At 45.3% G+C, this 14752-nt stretch carries 12 protein-coding genes and 1 pseudogene; 4 read left to right on the forward strand and 9 right to left on the reverse strand.

Annotation, left to right across the window (positions count from 1 at the left end; all coding sequences use genetic code 11):
• Nucleotides 1–795: 795 nt before the first annotated feature.
• The 5 genes from F6K64_RS15925 to rimI form a co-directional block, all read right to left on the reverse strand.
• Nucleotides 796–2556 carry a glycoside hydrolase family 3 N-terminal domain-containing protein gene (locus F6K64_RS15925; RefSeq protein ID WP_008179932.1) on the reverse strand — a complete coding sequence of 587 codons (1761 nt, stop codon included), beginning with the start codon at nucleotides 2554–2556 and terminating at the stop codon, nucleotides 796–798.
• Complete coding sequence (gene rbfA, locus F6K64_RS15930) at nucleotides 2553–2951, reverse strand: 30S ribosome-binding factor RbfA (RefSeq protein ID WP_071106699.1); 399 nt, start codon at nucleotides 2949–2951, stop codon at nucleotides 2553–2555. The genes F6K64_RS15925 and rbfA overlap by 4 nt, the downstream gene beginning before the upstream one ends.
• Before the next feature lie 85 nt (nucleotides 2952–3036).
• Nucleotides 3037–3240 (reverse strand): DUF751 family protein, encoded by a 204-nt coding sequence (locus tag F6K64_RS15935; RefSeq protein ID WP_071106700.1) that lies wholly within the window; start codon nucleotides 3238–3240, stop codon nucleotides 3037–3039.
• A gap of 354 nt (nucleotides 3241–3594) precedes the next feature.
• Nucleotides 3595–6063: an ATP-dependent Clp protease ATP-binding subunit gene (locus tag F6K64_RS15940; protein ID WP_287265798.1), complete on the reverse strand. Its 2469-nt coding sequence runs from the start codon at nucleotides 6061–6063 to the stop codon at nucleotides 3595–3597.
• 140 nt (nucleotides 6064–6203) lie between these two features.
• Complete coding sequence (rimI, locus tag F6K64_RS15945) at nucleotides 6204–6797, reverse strand: ribosomal protein S18-alanine N-acetyltransferase (RefSeq protein ID WP_287265799.1); 594 nt, start codon at nucleotides 6795–6797, stop codon at nucleotides 6204–6206.
• A 73-nt stretch (nucleotides 6798–6870) separates the two neighbouring features.
• Here rimI and lysA point away from each other — a divergent pair, with 73 nt between their 5' ends.
• The 3 genes from lysA to uppS all read left to right on the forward strand — a co-directional run bounded on the left by lysA (nucleotide 6871) and on the right by uppS (nucleotide 10142).
• A complete protein-coding gene (gene lysA, locus F6K64_RS15950) occupies nucleotides 6871–8292 on the forward strand; it encodes a diaminopimelate decarboxylase (RefSeq protein WP_008179941.1) in 1422 nt (473 codons plus the stop codon).
• 183 nt (nucleotides 8293–8475) lie between these two features.
• Nucleotides 8476–9396, forward strand: coding sequence for a diadenylate cyclase CdaA (gene cdaA / locus F6K64_RS15955; RefSeq protein ID WP_008179944.1), 921 nt, complete (start codon nucleotides 8476–8478; stop codon nucleotides 9394–9396).
• Nucleotides 9393–10142 (forward strand): undecaprenyl pyrophosphate synthase, encoded by a 750-nt coding sequence (gene uppS, locus F6K64_RS15960; protein ID WP_044492301.1) that lies wholly within the window; start codon nucleotides 9393–9395, stop codon nucleotides 10140–10142. The genes cdaA and uppS overlap by 4 nt, the downstream gene beginning before the upstream one ends.
• Nucleotides 10143–10187: 45 nt before the next feature.
• On the opposite strand, the pseudogene F6K64_RS38915 reads toward uppS, so the two are convergent.
• A pseudogene (locus tag F6K64_RS38915) lies at nucleotides 10188–11455 on the reverse strand (RNA-guided endonuclease InsQ/TnpB family protein).
• A gap of 549 nt (nucleotides 11456–12004) precedes the next feature.
• Here F6K64_RS38915 and F6K64_RS15975 point away from each other — a divergent pair.
• Entirely contained in the window at nucleotides 12005–12202 is a 198-nt protein-coding gene (locus tag F6K64_RS15975) for a hypothetical protein (protein ID WP_131827220.1), read from the forward strand.
• On the opposite strand, the gene F6K64_RS15980 is transcribed toward F6K64_RS15975, so the two are convergent.
• The 3 genes from F6K64_RS15980 to F6K64_RS15990 all read right to left on the reverse strand — a co-directional run bounded on the left by F6K64_RS15980 (nucleotide 12199) and on the right by F6K64_RS15990 (nucleotide 14699).
• Nucleotides 12199–12471: a DUF3143 domain-containing protein gene (locus F6K64_RS15980; protein ID WP_008179948.1), complete on the reverse strand. Its 273-nt coding sequence runs from the start codon at nucleotides 12469–12471 to the stop codon at nucleotides 12199–12201. The two genes, F6K64_RS15975 and F6K64_RS15980, sit on opposite strands and share 4 nt — an antisense overlap.
• Before the next feature lie 198 nt (nucleotides 12472–12669).
• Nucleotides 12670–13284 carry a J domain-containing protein gene (locus F6K64_RS15985; protein WP_008179949.1) on the reverse strand — a complete coding sequence of 205 codons (615 nt, stop codon included), beginning with the start codon at nucleotides 13282–13284 and terminating at the stop codon, nucleotides 12670–12672.
• A gap of 218 nt (nucleotides 13285–13502) precedes the next feature.
• Complete coding sequence (locus F6K64_RS15990; RefSeq protein ID WP_229414315.1) at nucleotides 13503–14699, reverse strand: O-antigen ligase family protein; 1197 nt, start codon at nucleotides 14697–14699, stop codon at nucleotides 13503–13505.
• Nucleotides 14700–14752 lie beyond the last annotated feature (53 nt).

Here is a 14752-nt window from a genome sequence, read left to right on the forward strand (position 1 = left end):
AACGGGGATACGATTATATTAATCCAAATTTACTTACTGTGAAATAAAATTATTTCAGTATAAGAAGTTACCATTGACCAAGATTTGTTGATAAGGATCTTCCAATACTTTGGGCAAGTTGTCAAAGTCTAACCCATGGACAGCTAAAATGCCTACTGGGTTATGACTGAGCCATTGGTCATTGGCTGTAGGAGCTACCTTTCTCTCAAACCCCCTGTCTCTCTAAGGACTACCTGGCTGCCAAACCCGTCTGACCACCCCCAGATACCATTGGTTAAGTAATCAGAATATGGGATATATTTTATTGGCTGTTTGTTAAATAAAGCTTAAATCCTTGCTTAGGGTGGGATAGGGGGCGAGTACTGTGAAAGCTGATCAAGTCTCTCTTTATGCAAAGCGCGAGTGGGGGAAACCCCCATGAGCGCACCGGTAGTCGCTCATGGGGTGGCCTCCTTTGACCGCGCTACCTCGCTGCATCGCTTTAACAGAGCTGTCCGCCTTAACCCACCCATATTCATTACTCTAGCTGTCTTAAGATTTACTTTATAAATAGTCTCTTAATAATCCGGGGATGGGGGATAGGAGTACAGCTGGAATTATCGGTGGTTTTCTATATTGGATTGGTGATTTTGTCAACTCCTATTACTTGACCAGGGCTATATGCTTCTGTTATACTAGTGGTTATTTTAAAATGTCTAATTACTATAGGTTTTGGAGTAGTTCATCTTCATCTTGTCCTCTGCTCAAGCTGTAGAGGGGCAAATTGGCAAAAATTAGCTTAAAACTCCCTAAAAATTAAATAAATCTCACAAAAGTATCTATTGTTGAGCTTTCGGGTAACAATGCTTTAAGAGCGATCGCTTGAGCTGCTGGCATCTGCCCGTAAGAAAATACATATGGTGTTTCCGGTGGCAACTCTGGCAGGAACTGCTCTAACACATAAGGACTACCGTAAATCACGAGAGCTTGTAAATCCCCAGTTTTCAACAACATCTTAAGCCATGCCCTAGCTACTGCTGTCAATCCAGCACTACCCCGAAACGGGTTACCTCGGATAAATAGCTGTAGCAGAGTAGTTTTAGCACCAACAGGATTATCGACTACTTCCGAAGGTAGGGTCGTGTGACTATCAACCAGTTGGAGTTTGTAACCCAGCCTTCTTGGTAAAGCGACTGCTGGTGTATGCTGTCCCAAAAAGTCACAAGCTAAGAGATCATCGACCAAAATTAGATTACGTAACGGTTGATTACTGCTGCTGGGTATTGATGATAAAGCTAGAAAACCTCTAGTTATCTGGGAAGCCTGGAGAATATCGGCTACAGTCGTGATTGTGGTTGGTTGAGCTAGTTGCGAGAGCCAATTGGGGTTGGGTTGAAATGTTATCGGTTGTTGAGCTGGATCATCGTCTAAGCCCGACTCCAGGACAGGTTGTGAGAGGGGGTTTTGTAGAGATGCTATTTGTTGTGCAGTGGAGTGTTCGTCTAAACCCTCTCTTTGAGAGTGATAGCCCACTTTACGTTTTGCACGACTTATGCGCTCTACTGATGCCTGAATCCGCTGCCGTGAGATCCGTCCTTGTTCGACTGCTTGACAGACTGCCTCAATTGCTGTTTCGGGATTAACGGGCATCAAGAGAATATCAGCACCGGCTTCTACAGCCATGACTGTGGCTTCATCGGCACCATAGCGATTAGCAATTGCCCCCATCACTAGAGCATCAGTCACAATCAGTCCTTCAAATCCCAAGTCTGTGCGCAACAGTTGAGTCAAAATTCGCTCAGAGAGGGTGGCGGGGTGTTGGTCATCCCAAGCTGTAATTAGGAGGTGAGCGGTCATGATGGCATCTACCCCAGCAGCGATCGCATTGGTAAAGGGAGGCAATTCAACCGTAGCTAGTCGCGGTGGTGAGTGGGGCAAGATTGGTAAATCCAGATGGGAATCTGTCGCGGTATCGCCATGACCGGGAAAATGCTTGGCAGTGGTTAAGACTGGATAGGGTCGGGTTCCTTCGATAAAAGCAGAAGCCAATTGGCTAACGATTTGAGGGTTATCACCAAACGACCGGACATTGATAACAGGATTTTGGGAATTGTTGTTGACATCAACAACTGGTGCCAGGATCCAGTTAATCCCAATGGCCAACGCTTCAGTAGCGGTGATTTCTCCCATAGTACGGACATACTGCAAAGCTGGCTCAGGATCGTTTTGGGCAATGGCTCCCAGTGCCATCGGTGGGGGAAACCAGGTGGCACCGGCAAACCTTTGACCCACACCTTCTTCAATATCAGCAGCGATCAGTAAGGGAATTTTTGCCCACTCTTGGAGTTGTTTCGACCTAAGGGCGAGTTCCACAGCACTCCCGCCTAGTAAAATAACACCCCCAATACCCAACTCTTGCAACCAACGCTGCAATTGCTGGGCTGGGGGTTCCCAAATCGGATACTGAATTTGGTGATCAAATAGGTAGCCGGATGCTCGAACCACTACCATTTGCGCCACCTGTTCTGCTAGGGAAAGGTTATTTAGATCAGGCAGTGACTTTGGGAGAGAATTCAAGCTTGTGCTCCAGAAATATCGTCTTCGAGTTGCTTGCTCTGGCGTTCTTGAGAAAGCTGATTCAGTAAGTTCAGCATCTGATCGCCTCCTTCGAGACCACGGTCTTCAATAAACATGACCTCTGGTGTGCGGCGCAGGCGAATCCGCCGACCTAGTTCTCGGCGGACATAACCTGTAGCTGATTTTAATCCAGCCATTGTTTTAGATCTTGCCTCATCAGTGCCATAGATACTGACATAGATCTTAGCGTGCTGCAGGTCGCCAGAGACATCAACGTTGGTAATGCTAACCATCCCACTACCGACCCGGTCATCTTTGATATCGTTAAGCAACATGTGACTAACCTCCTGTTGAATTAGGGAGGAAACCCGATAAACACGGCGATTTGTAGTCATGACGTTCCCTTTGTTAAAGTATGGGCATCATCGAAAGCTGCGCGCACCTAGTCTAAACCTAGTCTAAACCTAGTCTAAACCTAATCTAAACCGGACTGAAGCCGAGCATGCCACGTAGGGTGAAAACCAAGAATAGAGAAACTCCCACGACTATGCCAATTAATGCGATCGCAGTTAGGGGGCGGTTCAGTAGTGGTTTTACCAGCAAAAACAGGGAATAGAATATCCCTAGAGTAATACTGATTAGATAGCGTGGGTAACGAGATACATTTTTAAAAAAGTCTTCCATTATCCTATAAACTATTATCGTGCCATTTTTAATACGTAAGCATTCAGCTATCAACCCTTAGCTATCATGACTCATCAACAGGAGGTAGTAAACAAGCTGGGGGGTGCTGGTATCGCTGGTTGAAAATCCCTGTTCGTTTTACTCATCCGACCCCGTGTAGTTAAAGCGCTTGCTAGCTGATAGCTGATAGCTGACGGCTGATAGCTTACTTTAATACTGGTAGCACTTTTTTAGCTTCTTCCGTACTTATTCTGGTAATTTGTAATAAACAATGCCAAAAATTTCCCCCCTCTTAGTAAGGGGGGATTAAGGGGAGTTAGCACAGGATAATTAGGGGCTTTACCCTACAATCACTTACTCAACTCCTTGAGGCAAAAGCTCTCGGTTTTCCTTACGACTGACTTGCACCTTACCTTCTTCATTGACATCAACAAAGGCAATATCTCCTTCCTTAATGCGACTGGACAGAATTTCTTCTGCCAGCACATCCTCCAACAACCGCATGATTGCTCGGCGTAATGGTCTGGCACCGTAGCTGGGGTTGTAACCCTCTTCGATCAAACGGTCTTTGAATTTATCGCTTACTTCTAGAGTAATGCCTTGTTCGTACAGACGACCAAACACTTCTTTTAACAGAATCTTGGCAATGTCCTTGACTTCTTCTTTGGTCAACTGACGGAAGACGATAATCTCATCTAAACGATTCAGAAACTCTGGGCGGAAGTACTGTTTAAGTTCTTCGTTCACTAGATTCCGAATTCGATTGTATTGGGATTCTGCTTGATTATCGCTGAACTCGAAGCCCAGTTGTCCGCCACCCTTTTCAATAACCTTGGAACCGATATTCGAGGTCATGATCAGCAGGGTGTTCTTAAAGTCTACCGTCCGACCCTTGGAGTCAGTCAACCTGCCATCCTCTAGGATTTGCAGTAGCATATTGAACACATCTGGGTGTGCCTTTTCAATTTCATCGAACAGCACTACTGTGTAAGGACGACGTCGCACTGCCTCAGTTAGTTGACCACCTTCGTTGTAGCCCACATATCCAGGAGGCGAACCTACCAACTTACTTACCGTATGGCGCTCCATGTATTCGGACATATCTAGGCGAACCATGGCTTCTTCAGACCCGAAGAAGTAAGCTGCCAATGACTTAGCTAATTCTGTCTTACCAACCCCTGTAGGTCCAGAGAAGACAAAACTGGCAATAGGACGGTTGGGATTCTTTAAGCCTACCCTTGCTCGACGAATTGCTCGGGAAACGGCTTTAACCGCATCTTCCTGACCAATCAGGCGCTGATGCAGGGTATCTTCCATGTGCAGTAGTTTCTCTGACTCTGATTCAGTCAGTTTTTGTACCGGCACACCAGTCCAAGAGGCAACGATGTGAGCAATGTCCTCTTCATCTACAACTGGGCTTTCATCAGTACCCCGAGATTCGCTCTTCTTGCTTTGGGCAATTGAGCGAATTTCCGCCTTTATTTCCATTTCGCGATCGCGTAGTTCCCCAGCTCGATCAAAGTCCTGGGAGCGTACCGCATCATCTTTTTCTTTTAGGACCTGACGCAGTTCTTTATCTAGCTCTTTTGCTGCTGGGGGCAACTGGGAGTTAATCAAACGCACTCTGCTTCCTGCTTCATCGATCAGGTCAATGGCCTTATCTGGCAGGTAACGGTCGGAAATATAACGGTCTGAGAGGTTTGCTGCTGCTTCGAGAGCCTCATCGGAAATTTTCAATTTGTGGTGTTGCTCGTAGCGCTCCCGCAAGCCGTATAGAATCTCAATAGTTTCTTCTACTGACGGTTCACCGACCATTACTGGTTGGAAACGACGTTCTAGGGCTGCATCCCGCTCAATGTGTTTGCGGTACTCATCCAAAGTTGTCGCTCCAATGCACTGCAATTCTCCCCTTGCTAAGGCTGGTTTGAGGATATTTGCCGCATCAATTGCCCCTTCAGCTGCACCTGCACCAATCAGGGTATGAACCTCGTCAATCACCAGGATTACGTTAGATGCCTGACGAATTTCATCCATAATTTTTTTCAGGCGTTCTTCAAACTCACCCCGGTATTTGGTTCCAGCAACCAGTAAGCCAATATCGAGGGTAACGACTCGCTTTTCTTCCAAAATGTCTGGAACATCATTGTTAGCGATTCGTTGGGCTAAGCCTTCTGCGATCGCAGTTTTCCCTACCCCTGGTTCTCCGATCAATACTGGGTTATTCTTGGTACGGCGTCCCAATATCTGGATTACCCGTTCTATTTCCTTTTCCCGTCCTACTACTGGATCTAGCTTGCCTTCACTAGCCATTTGGGTTAGGTTTGAGCCAAACTCATCGAGAGTAGGAGTCTTTGTACGACCTTGAGATGCTCCTGCTGTGACTTCCGCCGTTTCACCCAACATTCGGATAACTTGGGTTCTGACTTTAGACAGGTCTACTCCTAGGTTTTCCAAAACCCTAGCCGCTACGCCTTCTCCCTCCCGTATTAGCCCAAGTAGCAGATGTTCTGTACCAATGTAGTTATGGCCTAGCTGGCGAGCTTCTTCTAGGGATAGCTCCAGAACCCGCTTTGCTCTGGGGGTAAAGGGGATTTCGACAGCAACGAAGCCGGAACCCCTGCCAATAATTTTCTCAACTTCAATCCGAGCGTCTTTGAGATTTACGCCCATAGATTTGAGGACCTTGGCAGCTACGCCAGTTCCTTCTCCAATCAAACCCAGGAGGATTTGCTCTGTGCCTACGAAATTATGACCTAGGCGACGTGCTTCTTCCTGAGCCAGCATGATCACCTTAATGGCTTTTTCTGTAAAGCGTTCAAACATGGCGTATTCCCATCACCTGTTGCATGCCCGTGTAAGCTGATTCTAGCACAGGTAAATCAGCCCACCGTTGATTTTTACACAACTTGCAGCAATTGAAACAGTTATTTACTTACTTCCCAGCCATTTCTAGTGATTAGCCATTAACCAATTTCCAGGTCAATCGCAGCCAAGCGCTGTTTAATTTCCTCGTAACAATCGGCCATTATTTTCTCAAATTCAGGGGTTTTCAGACCCCCTCGCCATAGAATCAGAGCATCCTCCCCAGTGTCTTTGTAATAATTTCTACGTCGTCCAGCTTTAGTGAAGCCGAACTTTTGGTAAAGAGCCAGTGCTGCTTGATTAGATGGTTTCACCTCTAAGGTTGCCCACTCTAAATTACGCTGTTTAGCATCTTGTAGCAATGAATAAAGCAATAATTGACCCAAACCTTGACGTTGGTAGTCAGGATGCACTGCCAGAATGATAATATGGGCTTCCTCCAAAATTGACCAAAAACAACCTAAGCCTACCAGCCAATTGGGTAATGAGGTGATGGGAACACCTGTGCCTTCAAGCAAAGTTGGTTTTTTGCCCCCTTTTGGAGGAGCTTCCAAAGCCAACAACTGACTGTTGGGGCTATCCAACTCTCGCTCGTAACCCGACCGAGTCCAAAGTCCACCAAAACACAGCTGATCTAGTGCCACTGCGGCACTTAGGTGCTCTGCTTTGAGGGGTTTAAGTTTTAAGACAGTCACAGCCTTCAATTGTACACTGATTAACGAGACGCAAGTTCCAACTGTAAAGCAAAATCAGGAAAATAATTACATAATGCTATCGACTCAACCCATTGAGGTTCACAATTCAGGGCTTCAGTATCTCAATTCATCTATCACTCCAGACCCAAACAATGGTGGGTCAAACCCCTCACCAAATCAGAAACTGCTACCTCTAACCGCCAAAGTCAACAGCCGTGACTGCTTGGAAATTGGTGGTTGCGATGTGACGACTCTAGTCGAGCAATTTGGCTCCCCCCTTTACATTGTGGACGAAGTAACCTTTAGAACTGCTTGTCATCAGTATCGGGAAGCCTTTGCTAACTACTACCCCGGAGAATCCCTGGTTCTCTACGCTTCTAAAGCTTGGAATTGTTTAGCAATTTGTGCGATCGCAAACTCTGAAAGCCTCGGAATCGATGTGGTTTCTGGTGGTGAACTCTACACTGCTCTACAAGCTGGTGTTAGTGCTGACAAACTCTATTTCCATGGCAATAATAAATCTACCAGTGAACTGGAGCTAGCTACCGAGATTTGCTGCACCATCGTAGTGGATAACTGGCTGGAGTTAAAAGCCCTGGCTTCTTTACCACAAGAGAATATCCGGATCATGATTCGCTTGACCCCAGGGATCGAGTGTCACACCCACGATTACATCCGCACTGGTCACCTAGACAGTAAGTTTGGCTTTGATCCCGATACCTGGGATCAAGTTTTTACCTTTATCAGCCAACACCCAACCCTCAACTTTGTTGGTTTACACGCCCACATTGGCTCTCAGATTTTTGAGAGGCAACCCCATCAAGATCTGGCGAAAGTGCTAGTGGAGTGTATTGTTAAAGCGGCTGACTACGATTTGCCAGTACAAGAGATAAATGTAGGAGGAGGCTTAGGGATTTGTTATCTAGAATCCGATGACCCCCCTAGTATTGATGATTGGGTCAAGGGAGTCTGTGACTCCGTTGTTGCTGCTTGCACTTCTCGGCAACTCGTCCTACCGAAACTGCTATCGGAACCCGGGCGTTCCATTGTTGGTCCAGCCTGTGTCACCGCCTACACTTTGGGTAGTTCTAAAGTCATCCCCGAAATCCGGACTTACTTGACAGTTGATGGAGGTATGTCAGATAATCCGCGTCCCATTACCTACCAATCCGTTTATCGCTCTGTCGTTGCCAACCGGATGTCAGCTCCCCTGACCGAAAAAATCACAATTGCTGGTAAACATTGTGAATCAGGGGACATTCTGATTAAAGATGCCACCCTACCTCAAACTCAGCCAGGAGATATTTTGGTGGTAATGGCTACTGGTGCCTACAATTACAGCATGGCATCTAATTACAATCGGTTACCCAGACCAGCAGCAGTTTTAGTCAAGGACGGAGAAGCCCAAGTGATTGTGCAGCGGGAAACTTACCAAGATTTAATTCGCCTAGATCGTTTGCCCGAACGACTCAGACCCAGAGCAGAAATTAGCTAAAAGCTAAAAGCTAAAAGCTAAAAGCTAAAAGCTATTGGTTGTTGGTGGTTGACTTTTGGGTAACCGCCAATCATTAACCATTAACCATTAACCATTAACTTTTTAAGAGCTAATCACTTGGCTGACGCTAAAATCAAGCCAGTTCGACTCCATCTCCATCCTTAATTCTTTCCTGAACGTTCAATGCCTCCGTTGCCGGGTCCTGTTACTGACCATAGCTGGGCTCAGTCATTGTTGCTTCACAGCATCGATGTTGGGTTGGTTCTAGCCCTTACTTATCTTGTGCTCCTCATCATTGGGGAGCGCCGCACATTATGGATGGTTCGAGGGCTAATTGTCCTGATGTTAGCCGCAGCAGTAAGTAATAGGTTAGGGTTGACGCTATTGAGTTTTGTGCTAGAAAAGTTGGTGGTTGGCTCAGCTGTGGCAATGGCTGTCATCTTCCAATCAGAGTTTCGTCGATTTCTTGAACAGTTAGGTAGAGGAGAGATTGTGCAGTTGTTTCAAGGACAACGACGTCCCACTCCTAAGCCTGACAGTGTAATCAATGAAATCGTAGACGCGGTCAAAGAGTTGTCTCAAAATCGAGTTGGCGCTTTGATAACTTTAGAAACTAATGGTCCAATTGATGAGCGGGATGTTTCTGTACCGGGTGTTCAGCTAAATGCTGAAATTTCTAAAGAACTACTGCAAACCATTTTCCAAACAACTACGTTGTTACACGATGGAGCGGTATTAATTCGTGGCTCTCGGGTTGTAGCTGCGGGGGTAATTTTGCCTCTTTCTGAGCGCACAGCCTCTCGGAAGCTGGGGACCCGCCATCGGGCTGCGATGGGAATTACAGAACGTGTCGAAAATTGCCTTTGTATTGTTGTATCTGAAGAGACGGGTTCAATTTCTTTGGCGGAAAAAGGAGGATTGTACCGACCACTAACTAGCACAAAACTCAAACAATTGCTAGAGGAACGATTTTCCCCAGTCGTGGATCGTGAGGTAGTTGCTCCAGGTCTACGCAACCTAGGTCGCCAATTCAAGTCCCAGGGACGGGTGCTAGTTTCACGTTTCCTCCGTCTTCCATCATCAACGTCTCAAGAGAAAAAATAACTGCTATGCAAACTATCCTAAACAAATTACCAAGCGACCTTTCACCAGACCGTTTGCCTAGGCATGTGGCAGTGATTATGGATGGCAATGGTCGCTGGGCAAAACGCCGAGGACTACCTCGGGTTATAGGACATCGGCAAGGGGTGGAGGCTCTCAAAAAACTACTTCGTTGTTGTGATGATTGGGGAATCAAAGCCCTGACCGCCTATGCATTTTCTACAGAAAACTGGGGACGCCCCTTAGAAGAGGTGGAGTTTCTGATGACCTTGTTTGAGCGGGTTTTGGCTAGAGAACTTCAAGAAATGATGGAGGAGAATGTTCGGATTCAGTTTGTGGGAAATTTGACCGCCTTACCGCAATCGTTGCAAGCACAAATTGAGCACTCTATGAATGAAACTCTCAATAATACTGGCATTCAGTTTACTGTGGCTACTAACTACGGAGCACGCCAGGAAATTATACAAGCCTGTCGAGCCATTGCTACTCAGGTACAGCTTGGTCACATCCAACCAGATGACATTGACGAAGCCCTATTTTCACGCCATCTCTACACTGCCAATGTCTGTGACCCAGACTTGCTAATTCGCACTAGTGGGGAAATGCGCTTGAGCAATTTCCTGCTTTGGCAAATGGCTTATGGGGAACTTTACATCACAGATACCCTATGGCCGGATTTTGACCGTGGACAGTTTCACCGTGCTTTGTCTACTTATCAGCAGCGCGAACGTCGGTTTGGAAAAGTCTAAGATTGACACTCCCTCACTAAATCACGCGATTATAGTGAGGGATTCTTAAGAGCATAAAACTCTTAATGGCTGAGCCAAACAGCCTCTAAACCCTCCAATAAAATCATCAGGCTTACTTGTATGTTTACGAATTATGTTTAATGCTCCGTTGCAATCGGCGTTGATCAGCCAACCTTTACTAGTCCGGTATAATCCACGCTTTATTCTTTTCCCACTGAATGTGTAACTTTTGGGGTTATCAGCATTCCATACAGGCAATTCATCTTTATCCAAGCTAGATGCTTTACTGGTGTAAGATTCCTCCTGTTCGATCAACTCAATCCCATACCGTTGACAGAGGCTTTCCAGCTTGTCTTTGAACATATAAATCGGAATTTGGGTGAATTTTTGATTGTTTCGCTTGCCCATATTGACCCTCTGTTTTAGGTCAGGGTTGTACCCGATAACAATCTTGCTGATTTTGTTCTGTCTGCACCAACTTACAACATATCTAGCGGCTTTTTTGGTAAAATCTCTGATTTTGTGATTACGTTTTCTTAATAGCCTAGCCTGTCGATTGGTTAAGGTTTTAATACCTTGCAAGTCCTTAATAGACTGAAGTTTGGCGTTGCGTTTGTTATAGAACTGATTCTCAGACTTGATTCTTTTACCGTCAATAATAAATGACTTCTGAGTAGTACTAACACACGTAGCAAAATTATCAAGCCCCAAATCTATTCCTAAGACCTCACCAGTTTGCTCAACTTGGGTTTCAGGGTCATCCTCATAGCAATAGCAAACATCGAAGTACCTAGCGTTCTACTTAGGAAGAACTCGGATTTCTTTAACTGTTTTAGATCTAAGCCTTTCTGGAATAGTAAACTGAACTATTCCATAGTCTTTTTTGAACTGGCGAGACATAGGGACAGTAAATACCCAGTTTTTTTCCGGCAGTTTACTCCAGTCACGCTTCCTTATAGGATAGGGATAACAAGAATGAAGTACCCGTCTTTGGGAAGGTAATTTGGAATCTTGACTTTTTTCTGGTAACCGACCTTAGATTTAAGTTTGATCAGACCAAAGAAAGACTTAAAGGATCTATCAACAATCTTTAAGGTCTGTTGAGCAATATCAGTCGGCAATAATTTGTAGTTTTCATTATCTTTTGAGTGGTGATAATTACTTTCGTATCGTAGATGTTTCCGTTCTTGAAAAAAGTATTGACGGACATTATAAAGTCCCACATTGAACATATTTTTGCTCAAGTGACACATCTGCCTGAGAGCATCAGACTGTTGCTTGTCCAAACGAAGATTATTAACTTGAGTTAGCATTCAGTATTCCCGCTCCCGACACTACTATTATAGCGGGAATCTACAGAACACGCAACAGATCCAGTCTCCAATTCCCAAGGGTCAGAAGTTACCCCAGCGAGCAATCCCTCGCTGGGGCAGCCTTTATGGTTGGGAGGCTTGGCTGAAAAGGGTTAAAACTTTGAGGCGCGACCCATGGCGAATTTAATTCGCCTATGGAAAGCGCGCCTCCATGATTAAGGCTGCCTTATTTTAAGGTTTCGTCTCCGGGCTGTTTGGGTCACCTGCGGGAGCACTTTATACGCCCCGTCTCCCGCGCTTCATGCGCGGGTATAACGGGAGTCCCCTTGGAGTTGAACGATGGTTAAAGGTTTTTTAGTTGCTCGCCTTTGGCGTCCCTTGTAGGGTAGGTTTTTTCGTTAAAGGTTTTTTAGTTGTTCGCCTTTGGCGTTACCGTAGAGTAGGTTTCAGGTTCAAGGTTATAGCTTATAAAAGCTATAGCATTTCTCATAGTTATGAGGTACATTCAATTTTCATTGACCCGACTCCCTACTCCCTCAAACCCAAAGGGTGGGGTACCTCACCCCATTGAAAACTGCTATAGTTGGAACATTCAACCTTCAACCTTCTAACCTTCTAACCTTCAACATTAAACCTTCAACATTAAACCTTCAACCTTCAACCTTCAACCTTCTAACCTTCGCCTTTCGGCCACGCTACGCGAACAACCTTCTAACTTTCAACTCAAGCAGACCCTTCACCGACTAAGGACCACAGAAAACTGCATCTTCTATATCTTTGCGGCTGAGGGAATACTTGAACGATCGTTGAATATCTTGTCCATCTTCCCCAGACTTGAGGTAGCGCACGATTAACTCCTCTACCTCAAGGCAAAGTTCGGCTTTCCAGGTAGGTCGATCAACACGCCAGCAATGTAGATCCTTACTGTCTTGTTCACATCCTAGTCTTTTCAGCCACCTCTCTATTTCAGGTAGAGGGTGGTTATACAAGGGGGTATCACCTGGCGGAAGTGTCATATCGAGTCCGATTAACTATTTATAATTATTGGTGGTACATCAGTATAAAATTTAAAATTGTCAATGGTCACCTGACAATTTTAAATTAACAATTAACACAATTAAAATTTATGGTATCAACCCTATTATAAGGGATTAACTAGAATTATAAGGGATTAACTAGAATTAATATTCTAAGTTATTCTTGATCAGTTATTCTTAGGAATGGTTTATCTGGAGATTTTGGGCTGATTGGTTATTAACCGGTATTTGACTATCCAAATTATCAGGTTTCGCCTGTTGAATAGAATTAATCTCGGGTAAGGTAAGCAAATCATGACCACTGGGTTTAGAAATTAGCAGAGCAGATTCACCTTGGGTTAATCCAATAGCTATGGCTAGTAGTAAGCAGCCTAAAAAGGTTAGTCCTAAAATGAATAGGACAAAAATCTCCCCAGCTGAAAGGGGGCGGTCAGTGGGATCAAGGTAAGCTGAGGACGAGGATCTTGGTGGCTTTTGATTAACTGGATTGTTTAAACTAGGGGGTGGCTGAATAACATTGAGGCGGGAATAACCAATTTTTTGGTCATACATTGCTCGTCGCTCTGGATTACTCAGGGTAGCATAGGCTTCGTTCAGCTTTTGGAATTTAATCGTGGCACTTTCAGTGGGTAAGTCGGTTGTATCAGGATGATAGCGCTTACTGAGTTGCCGATAGGCACGTCGGATAGCTATGGGTGATGCACTAGGGTGCAATCCCAGTATTTCGTAATAGCTCGTGGGGTTTGAGCTTTGGGGATTCCTAATGTTTTGTCTGACCCGATCTTTTGCCACCGCAGTTTTATCCTAACTGGTTAGACAACGCTTTCGATTATTGTGACATCTGGAAGGATGCTGAGCTTTTAATCCTCACACAAAACCCGACAATTCCGGTAAACCAAGGTTAACTTCGTGTATTCTAAGGAGCATGGGAGCGGTTATCCTGACTCGTGCTTAGACGACTCCTTTTCAACTAAGGTTTAGCCAATTCCCTTATATAGAACTCAGGTAGGTTAAATGTGACATGCCACGCCACGAATTGCTGACAACAACAGCCATCCCAAGGTATTAACCCGAAAATCAAACAGAGTTACATCCAGCAGATTGAATAGAGTACAGCTGCCAAAAGCCACCAGATAACTGAACAGAATTAAGTTGTCTTGATGCCAATCTTGTCTAGTGGTAGGGGTCGCAACGGTTGACCAAACCCTTAATAGTTGGATACCTTCAACCATAATCCAGCCAACTAATCCACTCAACATCAGTGTGCCTGGGATGCCAGTTTCAGCAGTCAACATTAGAGGTAGATTATGGGGATGACCAAGCCAGACTTCCATTTGTGACTGGTAAAGAGGAGTGAAATTGCGTAACCCCCAACCCAACCAGGGACGTTCCTGAATCATTGACCAAGTAAATTGCCACTGGGTTGTCCTCAAGGTAGCGATGGGCCGGTCGGGATACAACTGGTCAGACAATCGCATCCAAAAGTATGCTGGGACAATACTACGCAGCCATTGACGCCCTAGCATTGGACCAAATGATGCCCACAGAACACTACCAACAGCAGCAGTAACTGCTGTGACCAGCCAGTACCAACCTAAGTAAAGGGCAAAGGCAAGGCAAGCCAAAACAGCGATTATCCAAGCATTGCGGGAGTTGGTCAAAACTAGTGCGATCGCATTACCGATCACCACCACACTCAAGAACAACAGCGGATAATCGAATCGATGCCAGCTCCAACGCCTAGCTTGAAACCTCTCAATCCACAGCCCTATCCCTAAAATTAATGGTATTTGTAGATAAGCGGCTAGGATATTGGCATACAAAAACACTGAATCCATCCGACCTGGAGGATTCCCGTTAGCTACCAAGGTTGAACCAAAGACTAGTGATAATAGTTTTGGGCTAGTCCAACCCAAAACCATCTGAGCAAAACCCATTATAGTTACTGCTAGGGAAGGAATAACTAGAATCCAGGCTAATTGCCTCAGCTGTGCTGGGGTTTTGATTAGGGTAGACAAACCAGCGAAAACGGCGAAGAAGGGGATAAAATTCCCTAAACCTAGGAACGCTTCTGTGGGGTTAAATGCTAAGCTAGCAGTAATGAGCAGCCAGATACTCAAAATAGCCAATCCCCAGTTTAGGGGTTTTGAGATTATACTGGTGTACTTTTGCCGCCAAGTATCTCCCACAGCTAGAACTAACCCCACTGCGCCTAAAGCTGGAAATAGGGGAAAGATAAGAGTTCCCAGCTTAGCGCACT

Origin of the sequence: Moorena sp. SIO3A2 (genome assembly GCF_010672265.1) — a bacterium.
Classification (GTDB): Bacteria; Cyanobacteriota; Cyanobacteriia; order Cyanobacteriales; family Coleofasciculaceae; genus Moorena; species Moorena producens.

Bases quoted from the DNA above. Each gene is read 5' to 3' on its own strand.
- rbfA (WP_071106699.1), bottom strand. From the start codon at position 2,951: ATGACTACAAATCGCCGTGTTTATCGGGTTTCCTCCCTAATTCAACAG.
- F6K64_RS15935 (WP_071106700.1), bottom strand. From the start codon at position 3,240: ATGGAAGACTTTTTTAAAAATGTATCTCGTTACCCACGCTATCTAATC.
- F6K64_RS15940 (WP_287265798.1), bottom strand. From the start codon at position 6,063: ATGTTTGAACGCTTTACAGAAAAAGCCATTAAGGTGATCATGCTGGCT.
- lysA (WP_008179941.1), top strand. From the start codon at position 6,871: ATGCTATCGACTCAACCCATTGAGGTTCACAATTCAGGGCTTCAGTAT.
- cdaA (WP_008179944.1), top strand. From the start codon at position 8,476: ATGCCTCCGTTGCCGGGTCCTGTTACTGACCATAGCTGGGCTCAGTCA.
- F6K64_RS15980 (WP_008179948.1), bottom strand. From the start codon at position 12,471: ATGACACTTCCGCCAGGTGATACCCCCTTGTATAACCACCCTCTACCT.